23 protein-coding genes are annotated in these 23,451 nt (G+C 60.7%); 10 read left to right on the top strand and 13 right to left on the bottom strand.

Annotation, left to right across the window (positions count from 1 at the left end):
* Nucleotides 1-121 precede the first annotated feature (121 nt).
* The 5 genes from D886_RS0110075 to ribBA form a co-directional block, all read right to left on the bottom strand.
* Complete coding sequence (locus D886_RS0110075) at nt 122-1,270, bottom strand: ABC transporter ATP-binding protein (protein WP_027593812.1); 1,149 nt, start codon at nt 1,268-1,270, stop codon at nt 122-124.
* A gap of 19 nt (nt 1,271-1,289) precedes the next feature.
* Nucleotides 1,290-2,099, bottom strand: coding sequence for an ABC transporter permease (locus D886_RS0110070; RefSeq protein WP_027593811.1), 810 nt, complete (start codon nt 2,097-2,099; stop codon nt 1,290-1,292).
* 6 nt (nt 2,100-2,105) lie between these two features.
* Complete coding sequence (locus D886_RS0110065) at nt 2,106-3,023, bottom strand: ABC transporter permease (protein WP_033694105.1); 918 nt, start codon at nt 3,021-3,023, stop codon at nt 2,106-2,108.
* Nucleotides 3,020-4,045 carry a polyamine ABC transporter substrate-binding protein gene (locus tag D886_RS0110060; RefSeq protein ID WP_027593809.1) on the bottom strand — a complete coding sequence of 342 codons (1,026 nt, stop codon included), beginning with the start codon at nt 4,043-4,045 and terminating at the stop codon, nt 3,020-3,022. The genes D886_RS0110065 and D886_RS0110060 overlap by 4 nt, the downstream gene beginning before the upstream one ends.
* 348 nt (nt 4,046-4,393) lie before the next feature.
* Nucleotides 4,394-5,515, bottom strand: a complete 1,122-nt coding sequence (gene ribBA / locus D886_RS0110055; RefSeq protein ID WP_027593808.1) for a bifunctional 3,4-dihydroxy-2-butanone-4-phosphate synthase/GTP cyclohydrolase II — start codon at nt 5,513-5,515, stop codon at nt 4,394-4,396.
* A 78-nt stretch (nt 5,516-5,593) separates the two neighbouring features.
* Between ribBA and D886_RS0110050 the strand changes: the two genes are divergently transcribed.
* Complete coding sequence (locus D886_RS0110050) at nt 5,594-5,887, top strand: DUF1330 domain-containing protein (RefSeq protein ID WP_027593807.1); 294 nt, start codon at nt 5,594-5,596, stop codon at nt 5,885-5,887.
* Nucleotides 5,888-5,909: 22 nt separating this feature from the next.
* On the opposite strand, the gene D886_RS0110045 is transcribed toward D886_RS0110050, so the two are convergent.
* A complete protein-coding gene (locus D886_RS0110045; RefSeq protein ID WP_027593806.1) occupies nt 5,910-6,632 on the bottom strand; it encodes a pirin family protein in 723 nt (240 codons plus the stop codon).
* A gap of 246 nt (nt 6,633-6,878) precedes the next feature.
* Between D886_RS0110045 and D886_RS0110040 the strand changes: the two genes are divergently transcribed.
* Together D886_RS0110040 and D886_RS0110035 are read left to right on the top strand one after the other, a co-directional pair.
* The gene (locus D886_RS0110040) at nt 6,879-8,276 is read left to right on the top strand and encodes a PAAR domain-containing protein (RefSeq protein WP_027593805.1); all 1,398 of its coding nucleotides are present in this window, start codon (nt 6,879-6,881) and stop codon (nt 8,274-8,276) included.
* The gene (locus D886_RS0110035) at nt 8,269-8,667 is read left to right on the top strand and encodes a hypothetical protein (RefSeq protein WP_143491068.1); all 399 of its coding nucleotides are present in this window, start codon (nt 8,269-8,271) and stop codon (nt 8,665-8,667) included. The genes D886_RS0110040 and D886_RS0110035 overlap by 8 nt, the downstream gene beginning before the upstream one ends.
* A gap of 40 nt (nt 8,668-8,707) precedes the next feature.
* Here the strand turns inward: D886_RS0110035 and D886_RS0110030 are convergent, their stop codons facing one another.
* Nucleotides 8,708-9,727, bottom strand: coding sequence for an alpha/beta hydrolase (locus D886_RS0110030; protein ID WP_027593803.1), 1,020 nt, complete (start codon nt 9,725-9,727; stop codon nt 8,708-8,710).
* A gap of 146 nt (nt 9,728-9,873) precedes the next feature.
* Between D886_RS0110030 and D886_RS0110025 the strand changes: the two genes are divergently transcribed.
* A complete protein-coding gene (locus D886_RS0110025) occupies nt 9,874-10,758 on the top strand; it encodes a LysR family transcriptional regulator (RefSeq protein ID WP_027593802.1) in 885 nt (294 codons plus the stop codon).
* A 121-nt stretch (nt 10,759-10,879) separates the two neighbouring features.
* Nucleotides 10,880-11,644 carry a hypothetical protein gene (locus D886_RS0110020; RefSeq protein WP_027593801.1) on the top strand — a complete coding sequence of 255 codons (765 nt, stop codon included), beginning with the start codon at nt 10,880-10,882 and terminating at the stop codon, nt 11,642-11,644.
* 32 nt (nt 11,645-11,676) lie between these two features.
* Here the strand turns inward: D886_RS0110020 and D886_RS0110015 are convergent, their stop codons facing one another.
* Nucleotides 11,677-12,300: a glutathione S-transferase family protein gene (locus D886_RS0110015; RefSeq protein WP_027593800.1), complete on the bottom strand. Its 624-nt coding sequence runs from the start codon at nt 12,298-12,300 to the stop codon at nt 11,677-11,679.
* Between the two features lie 177 nt (nt 12,301-12,477).
* Here D886_RS0110015 and D886_RS0110010 point away from each other — a divergent pair, with 177 nt between their 5' ends.
* Complete coding sequence (locus D886_RS0110010) at nt 12,478-14,904, top strand: TonB-dependent receptor (RefSeq protein WP_027593799.1); 2,427 nt, start codon at nt 12,478-12,480, stop codon at nt 14,902-14,904.
* A gap of 172 nt (nt 14,905-15,076) precedes the next feature.
* Nucleotides 15,077-15,811 (top strand): hypothetical protein, encoded by a 735-nt coding sequence (locus D886_RS0110005; RefSeq protein WP_027593798.1) that lies wholly within the window; start codon nt 15,077-15,079, stop codon nt 15,809-15,811.
* Between the two features lie 108 nt (nt 15,812-15,919).
* Here the strand turns inward: D886_RS0110005 and D886_RS27750 are convergent, their stop codons facing one another.
* Together D886_RS27750 and D886_RS0109995 are read right to left on the bottom strand one after the other, a co-directional pair.
* Nucleotides 15,920-16,408 carry a transposase gene (locus D886_RS27750; RefSeq protein WP_081717482.1) on the bottom strand — a complete coding sequence of 163 codons (489 nt, stop codon included), beginning with the start codon at nt 16,406-16,408 and terminating at the stop codon, nt 15,920-15,922.
* A 216-nt stretch (nt 16,409-16,624) separates the two neighbouring features.
* A complete protein-coding gene (locus D886_RS0109995; protein ID WP_027593797.1) occupies nt 16,625-17,167 on the bottom strand; it encodes a WYL domain-containing protein in 543 nt (180 codons plus the stop codon).
* Nucleotides 17,168-17,332: 165 nt separating this feature from the next.
* On the opposite strand from D886_RS0109995, the gene D886_RS0109990 reads away from it, so the two are divergent.
* Nucleotides 17,333-17,578 (top strand): type II toxin-antitoxin system Phd/YefM family antitoxin, encoded by a 246-nt coding sequence (locus tag D886_RS0109990; protein ID WP_027593796.1) that lies wholly within the window; start codon nt 17,333-17,335, stop codon nt 17,576-17,578.
* Nucleotides 17,568-17,849, top strand: coding sequence for a type II toxin-antitoxin system RelE/ParE family toxin (locus tag D886_RS0109985; RefSeq protein ID WP_027593795.1), 282 nt, complete (start codon nt 17,568-17,570; stop codon nt 17,847-17,849). Before D886_RS0109990 ends, D886_RS0109985 begins: the two co-directional genes overlap by 11 nt.
* A 58-nt stretch (nt 17,850-17,907) precedes the next feature.
* Here the strand turns inward: D886_RS0109985 and D886_RS0109980 are convergent, their stop codons facing one another.
* From D886_RS0109980 to D886_RS0109975, 3 genes are all read right to left on the bottom strand, one after another.
* Complete coding sequence (locus tag D886_RS0109980) at nt 17,908-18,828, bottom strand: LysR family transcriptional regulator (protein ID WP_027593794.1); 921 nt, start codon at nt 18,826-18,828, stop codon at nt 17,908-17,910.
* A 300-nt stretch (nt 18,829-19,128) separates the two neighbouring features.
* Nucleotides 19,129-20,202 (bottom strand): RHS repeat-associated core domain-containing protein, encoded by a 1,074-nt coding sequence (locus tag D886_RS27745; protein ID WP_085273291.1) that lies wholly within the window; start codon nt 20,200-20,202, stop codon nt 19,129-19,131.
* 84 nt (nt 20,203-20,286) lie between these two features.
* On the bottom strand, nt 20,287-21,711 hold the full coding sequence (locus D886_RS0109975) for a PLP-dependent aminotransferase family protein (protein WP_027593793.1): 1,425 nt from the start codon (nt 21,709-21,711) through the stop codon (nt 20,287-20,289).
* 327 nt (nt 21,712-22,038) lie between these two features.
* Between D886_RS0109975 and D886_RS0109965 the strand changes: the two genes are divergently transcribed.
* Complete coding sequence (locus tag D886_RS0109965) at nt 22,039-23,448, top strand: amino acid permease (RefSeq protein ID WP_027593792.1); 1,410 nt, start codon at nt 22,039-22,041, stop codon at nt 23,446-23,448.
* The last annotated feature ends 3 nt before the right edge of the window (nt 23,449-23,451 follow it).

The following is a 23,451-nucleotide window of genomic DNA, read 5'->3' as shown; positions in this document are numbered from 1 at the left end:
ACGGTGGCGTGATAGAAATATGACAGGCAGTCGGGAGGGCGTTAATCCTGTGGGAGCTGGCTTGCCCGCGAAGAGGCCGGCAAGCACCACAAGACAGTTGCTCCCACAGGTTGCTGTTAAATCAGTGCGCGCCTGCCGACTTGCTCAGGTCACTCTCCGCCCACTCGGTATAGATGCAGGCATCGGCCACGGCCCAACGCACGTTCACGGTATCCCCTGGCTGCATCGGCATGCCTGCCGCAGACAGCGCCTTCACGGTCATTTCGGTACCGCCGGCAGTGACTACATGGCACGTTTGGCTTTCACCCAGGAACAACACTTCGGCGACCTTGGCCCGCACCTCGTTCCAGCCCGCTGGCAGGGGTTGCGCGGCGGCTTGGGCTGCGGTCAGTGCCAGGGCTTTTTCCGGGCGTACCATGATCAATGCCTGCTGCTCGGCAGCCAACCCGGCGGTCAGGCGAATGGCCACCGGCTGGCCCTCGAAACTGCCCGCGCCATTGCTGCTGGCCTTGATCCGCAGGAAGTTGGAATTGCCCAGGAACGAGGCGACGAACGCGTTCGGCGGGTTCTGGTAAAGGTCATAACCACTGCCCAACCCAACGATCTTGCCATGGCTGAAGATGGCGATGCGCTGGGACAGGCGCATGGCCTCTTCCTGGTCGTGGGTGACGTAGACGATGGTGATGCCTAAGCGGCGGTGCAACTGGCGCAGTTCGTCCTGCAGGTCTTCACGCAGCTTTTTATCCAATGCGCCGAGCGGCTCGTCCATCAGCAGGATGCGGGGCTCATAAACCAGCGCGCGGGCGATCGCCACCCGTTGCTGTTGGCCGCCCGACATTTGCGAGGGCTTGCGGTGAGCGAACTTTTCCAGCTGCACCAGCTTGAGCATGGCATCGACCCGCTTGTTGATCTCGGCGGCGCCGAGCTTGCGGATGGCCAGGGGGAAGGCGATGTTGTCGCGCACGTTCAGGTGCGGGAACAGCGAATAACGCTGGAACACCATGCCGATATCACGCTTGTGCGGCGGCACGTTCACCAGCGACTGGCCTTCGACCAGAATCTCGCCGCTGCTGGGGGTTTCGAAACCGGCCAGCATTGACAGGGTGGTGGACTTGCCCGAACCGCTGGAGCCGAGGAAGGTGAGGAACTCGCCGTCCTGGATTTCGAGGTCCAGGTTGTCCACGGCGGTGAAGTCGCCGTAGTGCTTGTTCAGGCCGCGCAGGCTGACCAGGGTCTTGTTGTGCGCGTTGTCTTTGATCACTGCACTCATTGTTGTTTTCTCCGGGCGCTCAGGCGTTGACTTCGGTGCGCCGGCGCAAAGCGGCGGCAATGACCATCACAAGCAGGGACAGGCCGATCAGCAGCGTCGAGGCGACGGCGATCACCGGGCTCAGGTCCTGGCGCAGGGTGGTCCACATCTTCACGGGCAGGGTCTGCAGGTCGGGGCTGGCCATCATCACGCTGAGCACCACTTCATCCCACGAGACGAGGAAGGCGAACAGGCCGCCGGCGATCATGCCCGGGCGAATGGCTGGGAAGGTCACCTTGAAGATCGCCTGCAGGCGCGAGGCGCCGCAGATGACCGCGGCATCTTCGATCGACTGGTCGAACAGCTTCAGCGAGTTGATGATCGAGATAATGGTGAAGGGCAGGGCGACGATCACGTGGCTGACCACGAACGCGAACAGCGTGCCGGTGTAGCCCAGTTTGAGAAACAGCGCATACACCGCGACGGCGATGATCACCAGCGGCACGATCATCGGCATGGTGAACAGGCCGTAGAGCATCTCACGGCCGGGGAAGCGGCCGCGCACCAAGGCAAACGCCGTCGGTAGGCCCAGCAGCACTGCGGCAACAGTGGTCAGCACGGCGACCTTGAGGCTGGCCAGGGCGGCATCCATCCACTCTGGGTTGGAGAAGAACTGGCCGTACCACTTGAAGGTCCAGCCCGGCGGTGGGAACACCAGCCACTGCGAAGAGCCGAACGACAGCAGCACGATGAACACCACCGGCAGCAGCAGGAAGGCCGCGATGACCCCGGTGGTCAGGTACAGGCCCGTACGCAGCGGGCGGCCCATGGCATTGGGTGACAGGAGCATGGCGGATTACCTCGCGTTGCCGACCGGGGATTCCGGCTGCAGCTTCAGGTACAGGTAGAAGAGCACCAGGGTGATCACCACCAGCAGTGCGGCGGCGGCGCTGGCCAGGCCCCAGTTGAGGAACGACTGCACCTGTTGAATGATGAATTCGGGCAGCATCATGTTCTGCGCACCACCGAGCAGGGCCGGCGTGACGTAGTAACCGAGCGACATGACGAACACCATCAACGCCCCCGAAAACAGCCCCGAGCGGCACAGCGGCAGGAACACCTTCCAGAAGTTGGTCCACGGGCTGGCCCCGCAAATCGACCCGGCTTGCAGCACCATCGGGTCGATGGCGTGCATGGTCGCCTGCAGCGGCAGCACGATGAACGGGATCATGATGTAGCTCATGCCGATCACCACGCCGGTGAGGTTGTGCACCATCTCCAGCGGGGTATCGATGATGCCCATGGCCATCAACGCCTTGTTGATCACACCCGAGCTTTGCAGCAGCACCAGCCACGAGTAGGTGCGCGCCAGCAGGCTGGTCCACATCGACAGCAGCACGATGTTCAGCAACCAGCGGCCCCAGCCGTTAGGCACCAGGGTGATCGCCCAGGCCAGCGGGAAGCCCAGCAGCACGCTGATCAGGGTCACCACACCGGCCACCGAGAAGGTGTTGAACAGCACCCGCGCATAAGCCGAGTTGGCGAACAACTGCTCGTAGTTGCCAAGGCCTGGCACTGGCTCCAGCACGCCGCGCAGCAACAGGCCGATCAGCGGGGCGAAGAAGAACAGACCGAGGAACAGCAGGGCAGGCAGCAGGTTGCGGCTGCCTTTCCAGCGCTGGCCCAGGCTCACACGGCGGGGGGCCGTTCCCGGAGCGCCGGCGCCCGTGGGGGCACCTTGCGCGTTGTGCAGGGCGTTGATGGCGACTTTCATTTGACCAACCACTCATTCCAGCGTGCGGCGATGGCCTGGCCGTTTTTCGCCCAGTAGGCAAAGTCCAGTGTCACCTGGTCCTGGGCGTAGGCGGTCGGCAGATTAGGTGCCAGGTCGGCTTTGAGCTTGGGCACGCTGTCCAGGTTGACCGGCGCGTAAGCGGTCAGGTTGGCGAACTCGGCCTGGCCTTCGGGGCTGCTGGCGTTGGCCAGGAACTTCATGGCCGCGTCCTTATTCTTGGCACCCTTGGGGATGACCAGAAAGTCGGCCATGACCAGGTTCTGCTTCCAGCTCACGCCCACCGGTGCACCGTCTTGCTGCAAGGCATACACGCGGCCGTTCCAGAACTGGCCGAGCGAGGCTTCACCAGAGGCCAGCAGTTGCTGCGACTGCGCGCCGCCACCCCACCAGACGATGTCTTTCTTGATGGTGTCGAGCTTTTTGAAAGCGCGGTCCAGGTCCAGCGGGTAGAGCTTGTCGGCGGGCACGCCGTCGGCTAGCAGCGCCAGTTCCAGCACGCCAGGGCTCGGCCATTTGTACAGGGCGCGCTTGCCGGGGTAGGTCTTGGTGTCGAACAACGAGGTCCAGTCAACCGGCTTGTTGGCACCCAGCTTGCCTTCGTTGTAACCGAGCACGAACGAGAAGAAGAACGAGCCGACGCCATGGTCGGACACGAAGCGCGGGTCGATGCGGTCTTTTTTGACGGTGTTGAAATCCAGCGGCTCGAGCAGGCCTTCACTGGCGGCGCGCAGGGCGAAGTCGGCTTCGACGTCGACCACGTCCCACTGCACGTTGCCGCTTTCGACCATGGCCTTGAGCTTGCCGTAGTCGGTAGGGCCGTCTTGGACGACTTTGATGTTGGTCGCTTTGGAGAAGGGTACGGCCCATGCTTCTTTCTGGGCGTCCTGGGTGGTACCGCCCCAACTGACGAAGTTCAGGCTGTCAGCGGCCTGCGAGGCCTGACACGCCAGGGTCAGCAGGCTGGCGGACAGCACTGCGGTTACACGTTTGCTCAACAGCATGGTTACGCCCTCGTTGCTTTTGTTATTCGAGGCGGGGCTTTTTGGTGCGCCCGCCAACAGTATTCGGGGAGCAGCTAAAACAAAGTGTCGGTGGCCGATTGTGAGTGTAGGTGCCGGCCTGCACATTCAAGGTCTACGGGATATCATATTATGGTATTCCAAACTTTTGGCAAGAGGCGGAGGCGACCGGCCATCACTCCAACCTTTCCAACCATCGCCTCCACGTGCTGTAGGCGCAGCCTTGTGCTGCGAAGAGGCCGGTGCAAACAGGACCCTTCTCTGGGTAAGTACCGGCCTCTTCGCAGCACAAGGCTGCTCCTACACGGCGTGGGCGCTATGGCAGCGGTGTCAGCTAGCCAACACTGGCTCGAACGGAATGCTCTGCACCACCTCCAGCTCATACCCTGCCAACCCCGCATACTTGAGCGGCGGCCCAAGGTGGCGCAGCTTGCCTACGCCCAGGTCCTGCAAAATCTGTGCACCGGTGCCGACTTCCGAATACACCTTCGACTGCCCGCGCTGGTAAGGCCGCACCGGCTGGGTCAGCTGCGGAACGCGTTCGAGCAACGTCTGCGAAGATTCATGGTTGGCCAGGATCACCACCACGCCGGTGCCTTCTTCGGCGACCTTCTGCAGCGCCGCCCACAGTGTCCAGTTGGCCGGGCCGGCGTATTCGGCGCCGACCAGGTCGCGCAGCGGGTCGATCACATGCACGCGCACCAGCGTCGGTTGCTCGCGGCGGATGTCGCCCATGACCATGGCCATGTGCACGCCACCTTCGATGCGGTCTTCGTAGGTGACCAGGCGGAAGGTGCCGTGCACGGTGGGCAATTCGCGCTCGCCGATGCGCTTGATGGTCTGCTCGGTGCTCAGGCGGTAGTGGATCAAATCGGCAATGGTGCCGATCTTGATGCCGTGCCTGGCGGCGAACACTTCCAGGTCCGGGCGGCGCGCCATGGTGCCGTCGTCATTGAGCACTTCGACGATCACCGAGGCGGCTGTGAAACCGGCCAGGCGCGCTAAATCGCAGCCCGCTTCGGTGTGGCCGGCGCGGGTCAGCACGCCGCCTTCGCGGGCGCGCAGGGGGAAGATATGCCCAGGCTGCACCAGGTCTTCCGGGCGCGCGTTCGGCGCCATGGCCGCTGCCACGGTGCGCGCACGATCGGCAGCGGAAATACCGGTAGTGACGCCAGTGGCGGCCTCGATCGACACGGTGAAGGCGGTGCTGAACACGCTGCCGTTGGCCGGTACCATCTGCTCCAGGCCCAGGCGCTGGCAATGATCGTCGGTCAGCGTCAGGCAGATCAGGCCACGCGCTTCGCGGGCCATGAAGTTGATGGCCTGGGCGTCACAGCGTTCGGCGGCGATCAGCAGGTCGCCTTCGTTTTCCCGGTCCTCATCGTCCACCAGCAGGACCATCTTGCCTTGCCGGTAGTCCTCGAGAAGTTCTTCGATGCTGTTGAAAGCCATGCTGCACGCTCGCTGTGGTGGGGTGATTTTTATGGTATACCATCATACACAAATACTTTTGCAACAGGAGAGCAGCGGATGAAAGCGTATTGGATCGCCCACGTGGATGTGACCGACCCCGAGCAATACCAGCAATACACCCAGCGCGCGCCCGCTGCCTTCGCCGCATTCGGTGGGCGGTTTCTGGCGCGGGGCGGGCGTAGCGAGGCGATGGAAGGGCGACCGACGCCGCAGCGCAGCGTGGTGATCGAGTTCGACTCATACGAGCAGGCGGTGGCCTGTTATCAGTCGGCGCTTTATCAGGAGGCCTGCAGCCACCGCCAAGGTGTGGCGAAGGCTGAAGTGATCATCGTCGAAGGGTTCGAGCCCTGAGGTGATCAGGGCCGGCATCGTTTTACGGCATGCCTGGCAACTCATGGGGGCGCAAGTCGAACACCAGGACCTCTGCATCCTGGCCATTGCCAAGTTGCAGCAGCTGCTCCTGGCGCACCCGAACGCCATCGCCCTCATTCAGCACCTGCCCATTGAGCTCGATGCTGCCGCGCGCCACATGCACGTAGCCGTGCCGATCCTGCGGCAAGGTCAGGCTCGCCCGTTCTGCACCGTCGAACAACCCGGCGTACACCCGCGCGTTCTGGCGCACCTGCAATGAACCTTCGGCACCATCCGGGGAGATGATCAGCCGCAATTTGCCGCGTTTTTCCTCGGCACTGAAGTGCTGCTGCTGGTAACGCGGCGTTGCGCCCTGGACGTTAGGCACGATCCAGATCTGCAGGAAGTGCACTGGCTGCGCCTGGCTGTGGTTGAACTCGCTGTGAGCCACACCGTGCCCGGCACTCATCAGTTGCACGTCGCCAGGGCGGATCACCGAGCCGGTGCCCAAGGTGTCCTTGTGCTCCAGCGCACCTTCGAGCACATAAGAAAAGATTTCCATGTCCCGGTGCGGGTGCTCGCCAAAGCCCTTGCCAGCGATGACGCGGTCGTCGTTGATCACCAGCAGGTCCGAGAAGCCTTGTTCGTCGGGGTTGCGGTAGTGGCCGAAAGAGAAGGTGTGAAAGGATTTCAGCCAGCCATGAAAGGCCAGGCCGCGGTCTTGGGCGTTACGGACGGTGAGCATGGGGAGTTCTCCTTGAATGCCGGGGCCGAGAGGGCTGCCGCGCAGTTGATGGAGACACTTTACTGTCACTTCAAAATAGGAAAAATAAAGGTGTGCAAGTATCATTGTCACTTTTAATTTGACAAATAAATGGATCTTTCTACGAGTTTGCCGTGAATGTCGTAGGAGTATTCTGATTCTTTCTCGGCCAGGATTCTGCGCGCTATGCCGGTGTTAGCTTCCCGTTTTCTACCGAGGGAACGGTACATGACGCGCATATCGATACACGGCAAAGGACAGGCATTTGACGGGGATTTCACCACCACAGGTGCAGTATGTGTCGCCAGCAATACAAATTATCGAGGGAACAACCAGATCGCGCTACGCCTGGGAGATGTCACGACTGAGTGTCCGAAGTGTAAAAAGCCAGGCGTCATTGTCGAGGGCGTCCCTTTCTTCATCATCAAAGGTAGCCCTGCAGTCGTGGATGGTGCGCTGGTCCAGTGCGACTGCCCCAGCGGCAGCAACCGGGTCCTGGCACAGTCTGCCCTGAACGGGGTTGGCATCCGCTCCAGCCACACTTCCTCGCCCGTTCCGGCCGCCCGGTCTTCAACTTCCTCATCGGGGCAAACACCTGCCCAGTCATACAACACATCGGTAGTCGATTCTGCCACTGTACTGGAGCCGGGCTTTCATATTGTTCAACGCAGTATGTCATTCGAACAAGTGCTCAAGAGCCTGGGCGAAACGAACAAGCCATTACCTGTTTCGTTACTCCAGCGCTTGAACCCCACGTTTACACAAGGCTTTAAAGCCGGTGAGATTTTCGTACTCGGCAGTACGAGCAGCGGCGTTTCCTGCAGTCCCATGGAAGCAGAGCTGATGATGGTGGCAGAGAAGGCGAGGGAATCGCTGGCCGTTCTTTCCGATGAGGAAGCCAACTTCATGATGAGCCATATCGGCGAGATCGCTGGAGTACTCAGTGGGGCGAGTCTGTCGATGGGGGTGGGCAAGGACATGCTTGAGCGTGGCTTGGGGCAGGTCAAAGATACGCTGAAAGGGATTGAGGTTTTGCATCAGCAGCAGTTTGCTTTGCATGGCCATTTGAAAAGTGCGGATTTTTTTGCGAAACGCAAAGAGCTTTACCAGCATCTGGGCGCTCAGTTACGCACAAGTTTCTTGAATAAAACATTGAATCTCGGTAGCTACGATACGCTTCGGCGTGATCTGGGGATCTCCACGAAAAGCCTGGTGCACCATTGGAAAAAAGCTGGCGTCCCGGGGCAAATTCCAGGGTATGCGACGCACCTTGATGAGGTGGTGAAGATGTCAAACTACTTGAAGTATGGTGGGTACGCAGCGATTGGGCTTGGGGCGGGTTCTTCCTTGTTGAAAGTCCAAGCGGCCTGCCGAGCAGGCGAAACCGAAGCGTGCAAGAAAATTCGTTTTACTGAGACCGGGAGCTTTACCGGTGGATTAGTCGGTGGTGTTGCGGGCGGTAAGGTCGGATCTATTGCCGCAGCGGCTGTCTGTTCATTTGGTGTATACGGTAAGGCTATCTGCGGCATTGTGACGATTGGAGGTAGTTCCTACTTAGGCAGTAAGACCGGAGAGACATTTGGAGAGGGGATGATGGAATGGTCCTATGAGGTACTTCATGATTGACTTTTCATACCTGCCCACTGGCGTAAAAATTGCGTTAGGAGTAGTGCCTTTCACCCTTAGCATGGTGGGTATCGGCATGGGCTTTTACATCGCAGGTTCTCGTCACTTTAACGTGCTCTGCCGCACATTCAAGAATAGCAACGGGTTGGTCGATGATCTTAAGTACTGGAGCACAATCTCCATCAGAACAAGATCAATGGTGGTAAATCGTTTCACCTTAGCGGCTGTATGGCCGAATCTGGGTATTCGCCAAGGCTGGTTGAATGCCGAAGACTTTAGGAATTGCCCAGTCTATTTGAAGCGGCGCTTACAGGTATCGTTTTGGTGTTCCATTACCGGTTGTACTGGAATCGTCGCCGGTGGTACTTTGATTGAACTCGGCAGATTCTGATGCCCAGAAGACCCGCTCACGCGGGTCTTGTTCTATCTCACTATTGCAAATGCACCTTCAGCTCCCCAGCCGCCTGGCGCATCGCCGCTTTCACTTCAGGCACCTGGCTCAGTGGGTTCAGCAACCCATAGTCATGAATCATCCCGTTGTACCGCACCGCAGTCACCGTCACTCCCGCCGCATCCAGCTTGCGTGCATAGGCCTCGCCCTCATCACGCAACACATCGAACTCTGCGGTCTGCACCAGCGCTGGCGGCAGGCCTTTGAGCTGCTCGCTGCTGGCGCGCAGCGGCGAGGCGTAGATTTGCTCACGTGCCTTGGCGTCAGTGGTGTAGCTATTCCAGAACCACTTCATCATGCCAGTCGTGAGGAAGTGCCCTTCAGCGAACTGCTTGTACGAGCCGGTTTCGAAGCTGGCATCGGTCACCGGCCACAGCAGCAACTGGAAGCGCAGCTTAGGCGTACCGGCCTCCTTGGCCTTGAGCGCGACCACTGCGGCCATGTTGCCGCCGACGCTGTTGCCGGCCACGGCCAGGCGCTTGCCATCCACGCCGATCGCTTTGCCATGCTCGGCCACCCAGCGGGTGGCGGCATACGCCTGGTTGATGGCAGTGGGGTAGTGCGCTTCAGGCGAAGGCGTGTAGTCCACGTACACCGCTACCGCGCCGGAACCGACCACTAGGTCGCGAATCAGCCGCTGGTGAGTCGGGAAATCGCCCAGTACCCAGCCGCCGCCGTGGAAGAACATGAACACCGGCAACTCACCCTTCACATTGGCCGGGCGGACAACTTGCAGCGTGATCGCCTCGCCGTTGGCCTGGATCGTGTGTGCTTTGACTTCGATGCCGGACAGGTCAACCTTGACCGACGATTGAGCACCGGTCAGCACTGCACGGGCGTCCTTCGGCGCGAGCTGTTCCAGGGGCTTGCCGCCACCCTTTTCCAGGGCTTCGAGGAAGGCCTGGGTGTGCTGCTCAACGCCTGGGCTGCCTGCTGCGAACGCAGTGGAAACGGAGAGGGCAAGGAGGCTGGTGGTGAGTACCTTGTGGACAATGTTCATGTGCGAATCCTTTTCTATGCAAGTGTTTGAGAGGGGCGCATTGCCTGGCCTTAAAGGCCATCGCTGTGACTTGCGAGTAGATTAAGGAGATGCCTTCGTGGGAAAAAGCGGCTATAAAGCGTTTGACTGTCACCAGGAGCGAGACAATGAACCCTTACGAAGACATGCGGATCTTCGCCCAGGTCATGGAAGCCGGTAGTTTCACCGCTGCGGCGGACCGTCTGGGCATGTCCAAGCAATCGGTCAGCCGGCGCCTGATGCAACTTGAAGAACGCCTGGGCGTGCGCCTGCTCAACCGCTCGACACGGCGCCTGGACGCCACTCCGCTGGGGCAGCACTATTACCAGTCGGCGTTGCGCTTGCTGGGCGAAGTGCAGCAGGTGGAGCACGACATCAGCGGCCAGGCCCAGGCCTTGCGCGGCACCTTGCGCCTGAGTGCGCCGCTGTCGTTCGCCATGGCCCACCTGGGGTGCCTGCTGACCGAATTTCTGCAGTTGCATCCGCAGGTGGATGTAGAAGTGGACCTCAGCGACCGGGCTGTGGACCTGATCGGCGAAGGCTATGACCTGGCCTTGCGCATTGGCGCGCTGGAGGACTCCAGCCTCATCGCGCGGCGTATTGCCGGTGTTGAACGGGTGTACTGCGCAAGCCCGGCCTATCTTGAGGCGCATGGGGTGCCCGCATTCCCCGAGCAGTTGGCCGGGCATGACTGCCTGCCTTATGGGCATTCACGCCAGGTGCAGTGGCAGTTCAAACAGGGCGGCAAGACGCAGGCAATTGCGGTGGCGGGGCGGATGCGCGCCAACAATGGCGAAATGCTCAGGGATGCGGCGATAGCGGGGATGGGCGTGACGTACCTGCCAACGTTCATCGTTGGCCAGGCACTGACGGATGGCCGCTTGGTGACGTTGCTGGAAGACTGGACGCCGCCGGCGTTGCAGTTGTCGGCGGTGTATCCGCAGCATCGCCAGGTGGCGCGGGCGGTGCAAACCTTTGTCGGGTTCTTGCGGGAGCGGCTGGCGCAGTTGTGACGGGGCCGGCGCGTTCGCCGCTGGTGGGCAGAAGTGCAATTCGGCTAGCATGAGGCTCTGCCAAGCAACCCGCGCGCGACTGCGCAAGGCTTGATCCCTCCCTTCTGATCCGAACCTCTGCATGACTGCCTTCTACCTCAAACTACTCATGACACCCACCCTCATGCTGGCCATCTCGCTGGCGGGCAAACGTTGGGGTACGCAAATTGGCGGGCTGCTCTCGGGGCTGCCTGTCACCTCGGCGCTGGTGATGCTGTTTCTTAGCCTTGAACAGGGCGAGGTGTTCGCGTCGCAGGCCGTACCTGGGGCATTGGCGGGGGTGGCCGCCGTGCAAGCGACCTGTTTGTTCTACTACTGGGTGACCCAGCGCGTCAGTGTGTTTGTCGGCTGCATCGTAGCGCTGCTGTTCTTTGCTGTGGCCGCCTTGGCGACCAGCCACCTGGGCTGGGTGGCGCTGTCTGTCGTTGCCACGCTGTTACTGGTCGTCGCCATCGTCGTCGCTACCTCGCAACCGGCCCAGGCCAGTTCAGCGCGTTACGTGCCGATGCCGCGCTGGGTCATCCCGATGCGCATGATGACCGCCACCTTGTTGCTGTTGGTGATCACGGCCAGTGCAACGATGCTCGGGCCGGTGGTCAGTGGGATGCTGGCGCCGGTCCCGGTAATCGCCTGGCCGCTTGCAGTATTTGCCCACGTCCAGGGCGGGCGCCACGAGTTGGGCGCGATCGTGCGTGGCAATGCCATTGGCGCGGTGGGCGTGGTGGGCTTCTACCTGGCTCTGCAAAGTACGCTGTTGCAGTGGGGCGCAGTCCTGTCGATTTCGCTGGCGGTGTTGCTGGCGGTGGTTGTGACGTTCGTCTTGGCGAAGCTCTTGCAGTCACGCTAGCGCGCGCTGCAAGGCTCCTGTGCATCAAGCGCTCAGGGGGTGCCGTTCCTGCCATGCAGGCAAAACGCCCGGCGCTTGCTCAAGCGTTCGTAATACGCCCTGACGGCTGGCAAATGAGGATGCTCGAAAGGCGTCTCGAACCACCGGTTGACCGAAAGGCCGATGGGGATGTCAGCCAGGGTGAACATGTCGCCGGCCACATACGCACCGGTTGCGGCGAGCTGGCGGTCGAGGATCTGCATGTAGCGAGACCATTCGGCACGGCCGGCGGCCAGCGCCTGCGGGTCCTGATGGGCGGGTGAATGCCTGACCAGCGACATGAAGGTGTAGCTCCAGGACCTGTTGAGGTCCGAAGCCTGCCAGTCGATCCATTGATCGATACCTGCCCGTGCTTTTGCCTCGGTCGGGTACACCGAGGCGTGGCCATAGCGCGTCGCCAGGTAACGGATGATGGTGTTGGATTCCCACAGGGTGAAGTCGCCATCCTGGATGACCGGGATCATGGCGTTGGGGTTAAGTGCCAAGAATTCGGGGGTGTCGGTGGCGGTGAAGCCCGCGCCCCAGTCTTCCCGTTCGAAGGGAATATCAAACTCGGCACAGGCCCAGAGGACTTTACGCACGTTGATCGAAGACGCTCTGCCCAATATCCGTAACATGGTATTCGTCCTTGCTTGTGGAAGGCTGATCGTCCTTCACGGCATGACCTCGGTCAAGGATTAACCGTGGACGGTGGGCAGGGTTTTTCGTTCGTTAAAAATAATGCTGCAAGGCTGTCCCTTTTTTTCAGGCCGCCTGTCATTAGCGGTAGTAGAGAATAAAGGGAGCCTGTTTCAATGCCTGCCGTATTGCCTTGCCGCCCGCGTGCGGCGTCACTTCGTTCGCGTCCGTTGATGTACCTGGGTTTTGCCATCAGCCTGAGTGCCAACCTGTTGTCTTCGTCAGCCTGGGCCGACGACCTCGCGCGGCGTACCTACACCGTGCCCGCCGGCACCTTGGGCGCCGCACTGACCCGTTTCGCCCACCTCGCCGGGGTCAGCCTTTCACTCGACCCGGCGCTGGTCACTGGCCGGCAAAGCAGGGGGTTGTCAGGCAGTTACAGCGTTGACGAGGGCTTCATGCAGCTGCTTCAAGGCAGCGGCCTGCAGCTGCAACCAGTGGGTAACGGGGCGTTTACCCTGGTGCCTGTGGCGCAAGCGTCGGATGCGCTGGAGATCGCCCCGACCAGCATTGTCGGTGGCCATGTGGCTGGCAGCGACGCGCCACCTTATGCCGGTGGCCAGGTCGCCCGCCAAGGGTCGCAAGGCCTGCTTGGCTCGCGCGACTTCATGGACACCCCGTTCAGCATGACCACCTACACCAGCGACCTGGTGAAGAACCAGCAGGCACGTACCCTGGGTGACCTGATCGCCAGCGACCCCTCGGTGCGTGCGACCAACCCGGCAGGTGGGCGCTTCGAGCAGTTCACCATCCGCGGGTTCAGCTTGTTCAACAGCGATGTATCCTACAATGGCCTGTTCGGCATCTTGCCGACCTACTCGATCGACATGGAGATGGCCGACCGGGTCGACATCATCAAGGGGCCGAGCCAGTTGCTCAATGGTATTTCGCCGCGTGGCAGCGTGGGCGGCGGTATCAATGTGGTGCCAAAGCGGGCAGGCGATACGCCCATTACTGAGTTCACCGGCAGTTTTGCCTCGGGCAGCCAGGCCGGCGGTGCGGTGGATGTCGGCCGCCGCTTTGGCGAGGGTGGGCAGTTTGGTATCCGCTTCAACGGCGTCAAGCAGGCCGGCGACACCGAGTGGGATCACCAGCGTGTCGAGCGGGACATGGCGGTGCTGGGCCTGGATTTTCGCGGCGAGCGGCTGCGCTTATCGACCGACATCGGCCACACCGAGCGTGATACCGATGCCCCCCAGGAGCGTGTGCTGATTGGTGCCAATGCCAAGGTGCCGAGCGCCAATGACGTACACCACAACTACGCACAGGCCTGGAGCAAGGCGCGCACTAATGACACCTTCGGTGCCGTCAATGCCGAGTACGACATCAGCGACTCGCTGATGGCTTATGGCGCAGTCGGTGCGCGCAAGAGCAACCATGACTTCTTGCGCCACAACGTTTCGATCATCAACGATGCCGGGGACTTTACTGTTCAGCCGCGCGATTTCACCCGCGATGAAAGCGTGCGTACCGCCACGGCCGGTGTGCGCAACTGGTTCCATACCGGGCCGGTCAGCCACGAAGTGAACCTGGCCGCCACGTACTTCTACATGGACTTCACCAACGGCGGCGCGCGCTATGCCTCCGCGCCCAGCAACCTCTACAACCCGGTGGCCACGCCGACACCCGGCACCCCGACCCGGCTCGACCCCAAGGTTTACACCGAGAACCGGTTCAGCGGCGTCGCCCTGGCCGATACCCTTGGCTTTTTCGATGACCGCCTGCTGCTGACCTTGGGCGCCCGCTGGCAGCGGGTGCAGGTCGATGACTGGAGCGACGGCGTCAAAGGCGACACGGCCTACGATGAAGAAAAGGTTTCGCCATCGGCGGGCGTTCTGCTGAAGGTCAGCGAGCAGCTGTCGCTGTACGCCAACTACATGGAAGGCTTGAGCCAAGGCAAGATCGCGCCGTCGACGTCGGTCAACGAAGACCAGATCTTCCCGCCCTTCACCAGCCGGCAGGTGGAAGTCGGGGCGAAGTATGACTTGGGTAAGGTCGGCTTCACCGCCAGCGTGTTTCGCATACGCCAGCCCGCCTACGAAACCAATGCCACCACGCGGGTGTTCGGGCCCAATGGCAAGCGCGACAACCGAGGTGTGGAGCTCAGTGTGTTTGGCGAGCCGCTGGAGGGCGTCCGCCTGCTGGGCGGGGTGATGTACATCGACAGCGAACTGACCGATACCGTCGGCGGCGCCTTCGACGGCAACCGCGCACCGGCAACGCCCGAGTACAACGTCAATGTGGGGGCTGAATGGGATGTGCCGAAGGTAAACGGGCTGACCTTGACCGCGCGGGGTATTCACTCGAGTTCGCAGTACCTGGACCAGAACAACAGCAAGCAGATCGACGGCTGGGAGCGTTTCGACTTGGGCGCCCGCTATGCCTTCAAGGTTGACGCTACCCAGGTCACGCTGCGGGCCAGTGTCGAGAACGTGTTGGACGACCGCTACTGGGCGTCGGCAGGGGCTTCGGACGACAGTGAGCCAGGGCTGACGCTGTCTACCCCTAGGACCTACCTGCTGTCGGCGACGCTGGGCTTCTGAGCCCAGGGTCAGAACTTCAACCTGTCGATGCTGAGGGTGGCTATGCTCTGCTATCAGGGTACCGGTGTGGTCGCTTTCGGCTCCCAGGGCGTTGAACGCTTGCCTGGGTGCCACGAAATTGGCACCCTTGGGCGCCTTGAACCGTCAGTATCACGACAGAAGGAAGTTTGCGTTGAGCTGGGACAAAGTCGGCAAAGTCCTCGTAGCCCTGCTGATTGGCCTGATGGTCATGGTAGTGGCCTATGTGGTGATCAAAGGCAGCCCTCGCCTGGAGGCCTCCCTGACCTACGCCTACCTCACTTACCCGAGCCAATTCAGCGAACGCATCACCAAGGCCAGCGAGCAACTCAAGTACGAGCAATTGCAGGGCCGTATCAACACCATCAGCGAAGGGCAGTTGCATCAGGATCAGGTCGACAGGTTGATCGAACTGGCCCAGGCGCCTTACGCCCAGTTGTTCGCCAAACCGTTCGAGGCGGGGCTGGTGGACCATCGCACCGGTCTGCTCATCGACCTGCGCAACACCGGGAATGCGCCGGTTCGCCTGGTGAAGATTCGCCTGCCGGCCAAGGGCCTGGTGCAGGTGCGCGATGCGGCTGGCAACGACACCATTATCGAAGCCGCCACGCCCCTGGTCGAAATACCCTCCATCGAACCGGGTGGGGCGTGCAAGGTGTGGGTGTACTTCGATGCCGACTACTCGCAGATCCGCCAGGGCGGCGTCAGCATCCGTCATGCCGACGGCGTGGCCGATGTGCAGGTGTACCGCGAGTTCACCGGCTTCCCCGCGCAAGTGGCGCGCTACAGCCGCGAATTGATGGTGTTATTGGGGATATTGGGGTTCAGCGTGCTGGGGTTGGCGTACGCCTGCCTGTCACGCCGACGTGAGTCGGTGTTGCCTTCCTGAACCTGTCAATGGGTCACTGTAGGAGCAGCCTTGTGCTGCGAAGAGGCCCGTAGCACCAGCGAAGATTCCCGGTGTTGTCGCGGGCCTCTTCGCAGCACAAGGCTGCTCCTACAGTGAGTTAAGTGGGTTGGTCACGTCCGCAGTGAGCCACACTGCGTCCCAATGGGGATAGTCACCGATGTGTTCAACCAAACCCGCACGCAATGGGTTTGCAACGATGTACCTGGCTATCTTGCGCACGTCATCGTCCTTGCGTACGGCACGGTCTTGATAACCACGTTGCCAGATTTGGCCGCGACTTACCCCTGCTTTGCATAGTGCAGTGCCAGAACGCGACTTGAACTGCCGCATCAGGCTGCACAGTGTATCGGTGTGAAGCTCAATCAGCCAATGTAAGTGGTCAGGCATCACCACCCAGGCAAGTGAATGGCAGGCATCTTCTCGTTCCGAATGGCGCATTTGCCCGATGACAAGGCGCGCGGCACGCAGGTTTGCAAACAGCGGCCTGCGCTGGTGAGTGACGGTGGTGAGCAGGTATAGCCTGCCGGGTTCAGAAAACCGTCCCCGCCGTAGTAGTTTTGCTTTGGCCCAATCCATGGTGTGCCCCTCGTTTAACGATCCTTGTCGTTACGAACAATAGGAGACACAGCAATTCAGCACTCGGTAGATCGTTACTGAATATCACAACCAAATACCGAATAGCGGTTGTGTAGGAGCAGCCTTGCGCTGCGAAGAGGCCCGTAGCACCACCGAAGATTCCCGGTGTTGTCGTTGGCCTCTTCGCAGCGCAAGGCTGCTCCTACACGCTCGTGCTTAGCTGCATTCTTCGTGCAGCGCCAGGCTCTGGCGCTGCTGCTCCAGCAGGGCGGCGCGCAGTGATGCGGGAGCTAGGACACGAATCGACCCTGCCTGGGACAGTAACCAGCCCATCAGTGCACGGCTGTCGTCGACGGTAGCGGCCAGCGCGGCGCCGCCGTCTTGCTGAGGTGCCAACTGCATGTCTGTGGACAGTGGCTGCTGTTCCAGGCGCCGTGCGAGCGCGTCATCGACCCAGGCGCGTAGCCCGATCTGGCGAACCGGTGCGAGGGCATCCGGTTGCAGTTGCTGCGCCTCGTCCAGGCTCAGCCCAGGTTGCCAGTACCAGCCATAAGGCATGCCTTTACTGTTGCAGTGCAGCGGAAACAACGCCGACAGTTCCACCAGGTCGCGTTCCACGGTGCGCTTGCTGGTGGTGTGGCCCACCTTCGCCAGCGCTGCCTGCAACTGCGTAGAGCTCATGCCTGGGTGGCGCCCCGGCAGCAGCTTGAGCAGCTGCCATTGGCGGGCGATGGTGTGGCGGGTAGGGTGGCTGGGCAAAGGAGGCTCGTCCGTGAATGCCAGGCACTGAGCGCCCGGATGGTGGCATTTGGCTATCCTGCAAGCATACCCTGCCCGGGGATGGGATCCAAACTTTTACGGGGCCGTCCCTTGCCATGCTTCTTAAATTTGACCAAAATATCGGTCTTAATTGAGGGCGATAGCATGCAGAATATTTTCGCTGACGTAGCGGTAAGCGTTTCAGAGCTAAAAAAGAACCCAACTGCAGTAATGTCTGGCGCCGCAGGCATGCCCATTGCCGTACTGAATCACAATCGTGTGATGGGTTACATGGTGCCGGCCGAACTGTATGAAGCCATGATGGAAAAACTGGAAGACATCGAGCTAAGCGAGCTGGCCAAGTCCCGTCTTGGTGAGCAAGGTATACCGGTGTCTTTGGATGACTTATAAGCTTGAGTTCGTCCCTTCAGCGTTCAAGGAATGGGGCAAACTGGGCCATACGTTGCGTGAGCAGATCAAGAAGAAGCTTGGCGAACGTTTGCAGGCACCGAGGGTGCAGGCCGATGCTCTGCGGGAGCTGCCTAATCACTACAAAATAAAGTTCAAGGCTTCAGGCTACCGCCTCGTCTACCGGGTCGAAGATGAGCGGGTCGTTGTTGTGGTAGTTTCAGTGGGCAAGCGTGAACGCAGCGCGGTTTATCAGTCAGCCAAAAAGCGCTAGAGGGGCGTTCACAAGCAGCGTTTTTGCGATGTTGCGATGAACTCCCCCTCACTGTGTCCTACGATTCTTTGTTATCCCCGCACTGTTGCAGGGCCTCGATAAATACTCGCTCGGCCCGGCTCAGCCGTTGCTCCCTGTTCCACAGCAGGTGGATATCCACATCCGCGATCCCCTCCTGCGGTGGCAGCTTCCATAACAACCCCGCCGCCACATCCGCCGCCACCACGTGTTCCGGCAGGCAGCCGATGCCAAAGCCCGCGATCACCAGCCGGCGTACCTCTTCAAGGCTGGGCGAGGACGCTACGATCCGCCCGGAGAACCCTTGCTGGTCCCGGAAGATGGTCAGCGGCGAGAGCATCCCGCCGATCTGGTCGCTGGTGAAACTGACGAAGTTCTCACGCTGCAGGTCGCCCTCCAGCTGGCCGAACAAGGCATGGTGCTTGCCGCAGAAAAACCCATAGCGCTGGCGCAGGAACAGCCGCTGCTCCAAACGCGGTTGCGGCCGTCGATTGAGGCTCAAGCCCGCCGTGGCAGTCTTCTCCTGCAAGGCGGCGACGATGTCGGAGCTGCGCATCACCTCGATTTCCAGCTCTACCCGTGGGTGCTGGCGGTGGAAGTCGGCGAGAAAATCGTCGAACTGCTCGCTTTCGATGCGGCTGATCATCAGCAAGCGCACCTTGCCCACCAGCTCGTCCGCCGGTTGCTCCAGCAGGCCGCCGATCAGCGACATTTGCCCATACACCTCGCCGGCCAGCACAAACAGCTGCTCGCCCATTTCAGTCAGCACAAAGCGTGGCCCACGGCGGGCGATGAGTTGCCGGCCGAGCTGATCTTCGAGGCGTTTGAGCGCCTGGCTCACCGCCGGCTGGGTAAGGTGCAGGCGGGCGGCCGCGCGGCTGATGGACAGCTCCTGGCCGATGACCCGGAAAGTGCGCAGCAGGTTCCAGTCGAGGCGGTCGTTGAGCAGGCGGTCAGACATGGTCGGGCTCGATGATAAGCATGGCTAATAATGCGAATAATAAATAGAAAATTGACTAATCATAGCCCGGGGACGATAAATCGCAGCCATGCACCGACCAAGCGCCACCAGAGCGCAACTGTGATGACCCACAACTCCTGCCAGAACAACAAGCAAAGGAGCCCACCATGAAGCCCACCGCTTCGCCCCAGCCACCGCGCAGCGATAGAGGCTCTACAGTGGATTTAAATGACTGCAGCAAAGGTTAGGGGGCTCTGCCCTGGGAAATACCCAAAGGTCCTGCAGGGTGGTGGATCGTGTTCAAAGGCGAGTACCACTGTTCGGTTCCATCGGCTGTGTAGTGAGCTGTCTCAATTCACGCGCGGTGAGTGATAACAGCGCCGCATTGAAGTGAGTTCGGTTGGCTCTAGACTCATTAGGTGTGTTCTGTTTGAGTGGATCTACCTTGATACCCGTGGGTGTTTGATAGAGAGAACCCTCATCGTACGTATTGACAGGTTGCAGGTTGAACCCGGCGGCTACAAGTGTATCGTGGTGTGAGAGCATTAAACTAGCGTCTGGATCACCTAGACGTTGGCCAAAGCCAAGTATCACCACGCTGTTTTCCTCGTTGGTGTAGTAATGGCCGGTAGGTATTTGTCGTTGGTTTTGCAAGAGTTTAGAAGTCGATTTAATTCTCGGGCGTTTTTCTGCGGCATCATATTTTAAGTATGTACGGTTATAACCTTTTGGGGCGGTTGGAGTTTTACCGTCGCCGAAGCCAATTGCGTGTAAGCGCTGTTCCGGATTATCAACCAAATACTGGAGCACTGAGCTACCTTTGGTGGTAAGTTTTTGGTAGAGTTCGAAAGTCCATCGCCCGGTGGGATCAGCGCTGTTTATTGGATCCCCCGCGCAGTAGGCGTACGCGTTAAAGCCCCCTTTGCCAAACGGGCTCAGCGCATCGGGGCTGCTGAAGCGCCGTAATTGTGGATGATAGAAACGGTGCCCATTTCCCAGCGGGTAGGTGCCAGATATAGGATCTATCCATTGTCCTGTGAAGCCCAATAGTGGCGCGCTCTCAGCAGCGAAACGATGGCCATAAGGCGTATAGACTGTCCCCTGATACTCATCGTTGAAACTGCCCAAAGCCGAGCCTTGCTGGTCTGTCTGTAGCATCTGATTGTGCCACGTTCCACTTACTTGCGTGCCCTGCGCCACTCCGATATTGAGTGCCCAGATTACGCGCTGACAACCCTGGGTGTTCAGCCGTGTTGCCAGGCGGTTACCGTTGTAAAAGTGATAAGTGTGAGGGCTGTTTAGCTGGGAAGCCGGCGGCGTTGAGCGTTGTGGCGTCAGCTGTTGAGCATGAAGGCTGCGTATTGAATCATTCATTATCGCGACCTGCTGGAGGGAGATGTCCCAGTTTGGATCACTCCGGCCGCCCCTCACAACTGGCAGTTTTACTAGGCTCTGTCCCTACACCCCACCCCGCCGCACATGCTTCACCAGCACCTTCTCCAACAACTCCCACATCGCCGGGTCCGTACTGAACGCCACATTGAAGCGCATCCACCCGGTCGGCTTGGCATCGACCATGAACAGCTGCCCAGGCCCAAGCATGATGCCTTTCTCCAACGCATCATCCAGCAGCTCCGCGCTGTCGGGGATGGCGGGGTGGCGGGTCCAGATGTACATGCCTTCGTCCGACTCGGTGAACAGCTCGAAGCCCAGCCGGTGCAGGTGCCGGCCCACTTCCTGGTGCGCCTCGGCCAGGCGCTGGCGCAGGCGTTTGAGGTGTTTGCGCCAGCGGCCGTCGATGATCGCGGCATACACCACGCGTTCCATCACCTGCGAGGTGGTGAGGCCTGAGCGCATTTTCAGGTGCACCAGTTTCTGCATCAGCTCCGGGTTGGCCATCATGTAGCCAACCCGTACGTTGGGCGAGATGCTCTTCGAATAGCTGCCGACGTACACCACCTGCTGCAGGTGGTCGAGGCTGGCCAGGCACGGTTGCGGTTCGGCGACCATGTCGGCGTACAGGTTGTTCTCGACCAGGCGGAAGCCATGCTGGCTGGCCAGTTGCAACAGCCGATGCAACTGCGGCAGCGGGGTGCGCGAGCAGGTCGGGCTGTGCAGGTGCGGCTGGGTGAAGAACGCGGTCGGGCGGTGATGCGCCAGCAACTGCTCCAGCTGGTTCAGGTCGTAACCGGCAGGGGTGCGGGGTACGCCCACCAACGTCGCGCCCTGGGTGCGCAGGATGCTCATCAGGTTGGGGTAGCCGGGGTCGTCGACCAGCACCACGTCCCCTGGGCGCACCAGGGTGCGCGCGGCCAGGTCCAGGGCCTGGCTGGCGCCGTGGGTGAGCATCAGCTGCGCCGGGTTGGCGACGATCGACAGCTCCTGCTGCAGGTTTTGTGCGGTCAGCGTGCGCAGTTCGGCCAGGCCCATGGGGTCGCCGTAGCCGGACAGTTCCAGCGGGCTGCCAGCGACCTGGCGCAGGCCGCGGCGCAGGCCTTCCTCGTACATCCAGTCATTGGGCAGCCAGCCGCAGCCGGGCTTGAAGGGCAGCTGGCGGATCTCGAAGATCTGCTGCAGGTACCACTCGGAGTTGAACGTTGGTCGACTGGTGTCGGCCTCGACATTGTGTTTGTCCAGCAACTCGCCAGCCGCGCGGTTGATGAAAAACCCGGCATTGCCGCGGCTGACCAGCAGGCCCTGGGCGACCAGGCGGTCGTAGGCCTCGACCACGGTGAAGGTACTCACCGAGTAGGTCGCGGCAAAGGCGCGGATAGACGGGACCTTGGCCCCAGGCTTGAGCGTCTGGTTGTCGATCAGCTCGCGCAAGCCGTCGATGATCTGGTTGACCAACGGGGTGGGGGCGTCTGGGTGTAATTCGAACATTCGAGGGCCTTTCAGGGTGCGTAGCGTCAGGTGCCTGCAGGGTGTACTGCATTGGCGACCTGTACAGTGCAGTGCGAGATTCATGCCACTGTGCATGGCTCTCTGCGTCGGACATTTTTACATTAGGTGTCGGATATCGCCACATAAAGCATGTTCAGTTCGCTCGAAGGGCAAACCTTCGGGCGCGTCAGCAGGCCGCCATGGATGGCCTGCGTGTGTTTGCTCACACCATCCTGCCCGCATTAGCACTGATGTACAGGTGAGGCCGCTAGCCATCGGGGTCTCACAGTTTTCCTTGGATAAAAAGAAGCACGGGGTACACAACTGATGGACGCAACATCCACAACCACCACCGCGAAAGGCGGGCACGAGAGCAAGCTCAGTGCCTCGCTCAAGTCGCGCCACCTGACGATGATGTCAATCGCCGGGGTTATCGGCGGCGCCTTGTTCGTCGGTTCCGGCAGCGTGATTCACAGCGCCGGCCCGGCCGCTGTCCTGGCCTACCTGGCAGGCGGCATCCTGGTGGTGCTGATCATGCGCATGCTTGGCGAAATGGCGACGTCCTCGCCTGACACCGGCTCGTTCTCCACCTACGCCGACCGCGCCATTGGCCGTTGGGCAGGTTTCACCATCGGCTGGCTGTACTGGTGGTACTGGGTCATCCTCATGGCGTGGGAAGCCTATGTGGCGGGCAAGATCCTGCATGGCTTCTTCCCTGACGTCAGTGTCAACGTGTTCGTGCTGGCCACGACCCTGCTGCTGATCACCGTCAACTTCTTCAACGTCAAGCATTACGGCGAGTTCGAGTTCTGGTTTGCCTTGATCAAGGTGATCGCCATCGTCTGCTTCCTGGTGGTGTGCACCGCAGCGGTGATGAACGTCTGGCAGTTCGGTGAAGTGCGTGGCATCAGCCACCTGACCGCAGAAGGCTTCATGCCCAACGGCATCACTACGGTGATTGGTGCGTTGCTCGGGGTGATGTTCGCCTTCCTCGGCGCAGAGATCGTGACCATCGCCGCGTCCGAAGCCAAAGATCCGGCCGCGCAGATCGTCAAGGCCACCAACTCGGTGGTGTGGCGTGTGTGCTTGTTCTACGTTGGCTCGATCTTCCTGATCGTCTGCCTGGTGCCGTGGAACGACCCGCACCTGGGCGTCTCGGGCTATGGCGCCTACCGCCGTACCCTGGAGCTGCTGGGCGTGCCGTATGCCGAGTTGCTGATGAACTTCGTGGTCCTGACCTCGGTGAGCAGCTGCCTGATCTCCGGTCACTACACCGCTTCGCGCATGCTGTTCTCGCTGTCCCAGCGTGGCGACGCGCCGTCGTTCTTCAAGATCACCCGTGCCGGCACCGGCGTACCGGTGTACGCGATCATGGGCTCGTGCGCCGTGGCGGTGGTGTGTGCGCTGATCAACTTCAGCGAAACCCTGCGCCCGAAAGACGTGCTGGACACCCTGATGAACACCACCGGCATGATCGCGCTGCTGGTGTACTTGGTGATCGCCTTCTCGCAGCTGCGCATGCGCCGCAAGCTGATTGCCGAAGGCAAGGAAGTGCGCCTGAAGATGTGGCTGTTCCCGTGGCTGACCTACCTGGTAATCGCGTTCATCGTGGCTGCCCTGGTGACCATGGCGTTCATGCCTGACTACCAGATCCTGGTGATCTCCACCGGTATTGCTGCCGCAGTCGTGGTAGCCATGGGTGTGGTGCATCAGATCCGTAGCGCCAAACGCCACTAAGCT

Source organism: Pseudomonas sp. LAIL14HWK12:I7 (assembly GCF_000483465.1).
Taxonomy (GTDB): Bacteria; Pseudomonadota; Gammaproteobacteria; order Pseudomonadales; family Pseudomonadaceae; genus Aquipseudomonas; species Aquipseudomonas kermanshahensis.
This window is presented reverse-complemented; position numbering and strand designations above follow the sequence as displayed.

Excerpts from the sequence above, each read along its gene's own strand:
- D886_RS0110075 (WP_027593812.1), bottom strand. The coding sequence starts at position 1,270 with ATGAGTGCAGTGATCAAAGACAACGCGCACAACAAGACCCTGGTCAGC.
- D886_RS0110070 (WP_027593811.1), bottom strand. The coding sequence starts at position 2,099 with ATGCTCCTGTCACCCAATGCCATGGGCCGCCCGCTGCGTACGGGCCTG.
- D886_RS0110065 (WP_033694105.1), bottom strand. The coding sequence starts at position 3,023 with ATGAAAGTCGCCATCAACGCCCTGCACAACGCGCAAGGTGCCCCCACG.
- D886_RS0110060 (WP_027593809.1), bottom strand. The coding sequence starts at position 4,045 with ATGCTGTTGAGCAAACGTGTAACCGCAGTGCTGTCCGCCAGCCTGCTG.
- ribBA (WP_027593808.1), bottom strand. The coding sequence starts at position 5,515 with ATGGCTTTCAACAGCATCGAAGAACTTCTCGAGGACTACCGGCAAGGC.
- D886_RS0110050 (WP_027593807.1), top strand. The coding sequence starts at position 5,594 with ATGAAAGCGTATTGGATCGCCCACGTGGATGTGACCGACCCCGAGCAA.
- D886_RS0110045 (WP_027593806.1), bottom strand. The coding sequence starts at position 6,632 with ATGCTCACCGTCCGTAACGCCCAAGACCGCGGCCTGGCCTTTCATGGC.
- D886_RS0110040 (WP_027593805.1), top strand. The coding sequence starts at position 6,879 with ATGACGCGCATATCGATACACGGCAAAGGACAGGCATTTGACGGGGAT.
- D886_RS0110035 (WP_143491068.1), top strand. The coding sequence starts at position 8,269 with ATGATTGACTTTTCATACCTGCCCACTGGCGTAAAAATTGCGTTAGGA.
- D886_RS0110030 (WP_027593803.1), bottom strand. The coding sequence starts at position 9,727 with ATGAACATTGTCCACAAGGTACTCACCACCAGCCTCCTTGCCCTCTCC.
- D886_RS0110025 (WP_027593802.1), top strand. The coding sequence starts at position 9,874 with ATGAACCCTTACGAAGACATGCGGATCTTCGCCCAGGTCATGGAAGCC.
- D886_RS0110020 (WP_027593801.1), top strand. The coding sequence starts at position 10,880 with ATGACTGCCTTCTACCTCAAACTACTCATGACACCCACCCTCATGCTG.
- D886_RS0110015 (WP_027593800.1), bottom strand. The coding sequence starts at position 12,300 with ATGTTACGGATATTGGGCAGAGCGTCTTCGATCAACGTGCGTAAAGTC.
- D886_RS0110010 (WP_027593799.1), top strand. The coding sequence starts at position 12,478 with ATGCCTGCCGTATTGCCTTGCCGCCCGCGTGCGGCGTCACTTCGTTCG.
- D886_RS27750 (WP_081717482.1), bottom strand. The coding sequence starts at position 16,408 with ATGGATTGGGCCAAAGCAAAACTACTACGGCGGGGACGGTTTTCTGAA.
- D886_RS0109990 (WP_027593796.1), top strand. The coding sequence starts at position 17,333 with ATGCAGAATATTTTCGCTGACGTAGCGGTAAGCGTTTCAGAGCTAAAA.
- D886_RS0109985 (WP_027593795.1), top strand. The coding sequence starts at position 17,568 with ATGACTTATAAGCTTGAGTTCGTCCCTTCAGCGTTCAAGGAATGGGGC.
- D886_RS0109980 (WP_027593794.1), bottom strand. The coding sequence starts at position 18,828 with ATGTCTGACCGCCTGCTCAACGACCGCCTCGACTGGAACCTGCTGCGC.
- D886_RS27745 (WP_085273291.1), bottom strand. The coding sequence starts at position 20,202 with ATGAATGATTCAATACGCAGCCTTCATGCTCAACAGCTGACGCCACAA.
- D886_RS0109975 (WP_027593793.1), bottom strand. The coding sequence starts at position 21,711 with ATGTTCGAATTACACCCAGACGCCCCCACCCCGTTGGTCAACCAGATC.
- D886_RS0109965 (WP_027593792.1), top strand. The coding sequence starts at position 22,039 with ATGGACGCAACATCCACAACCACCACCGCGAAAGGCGGGCACGAGAGC.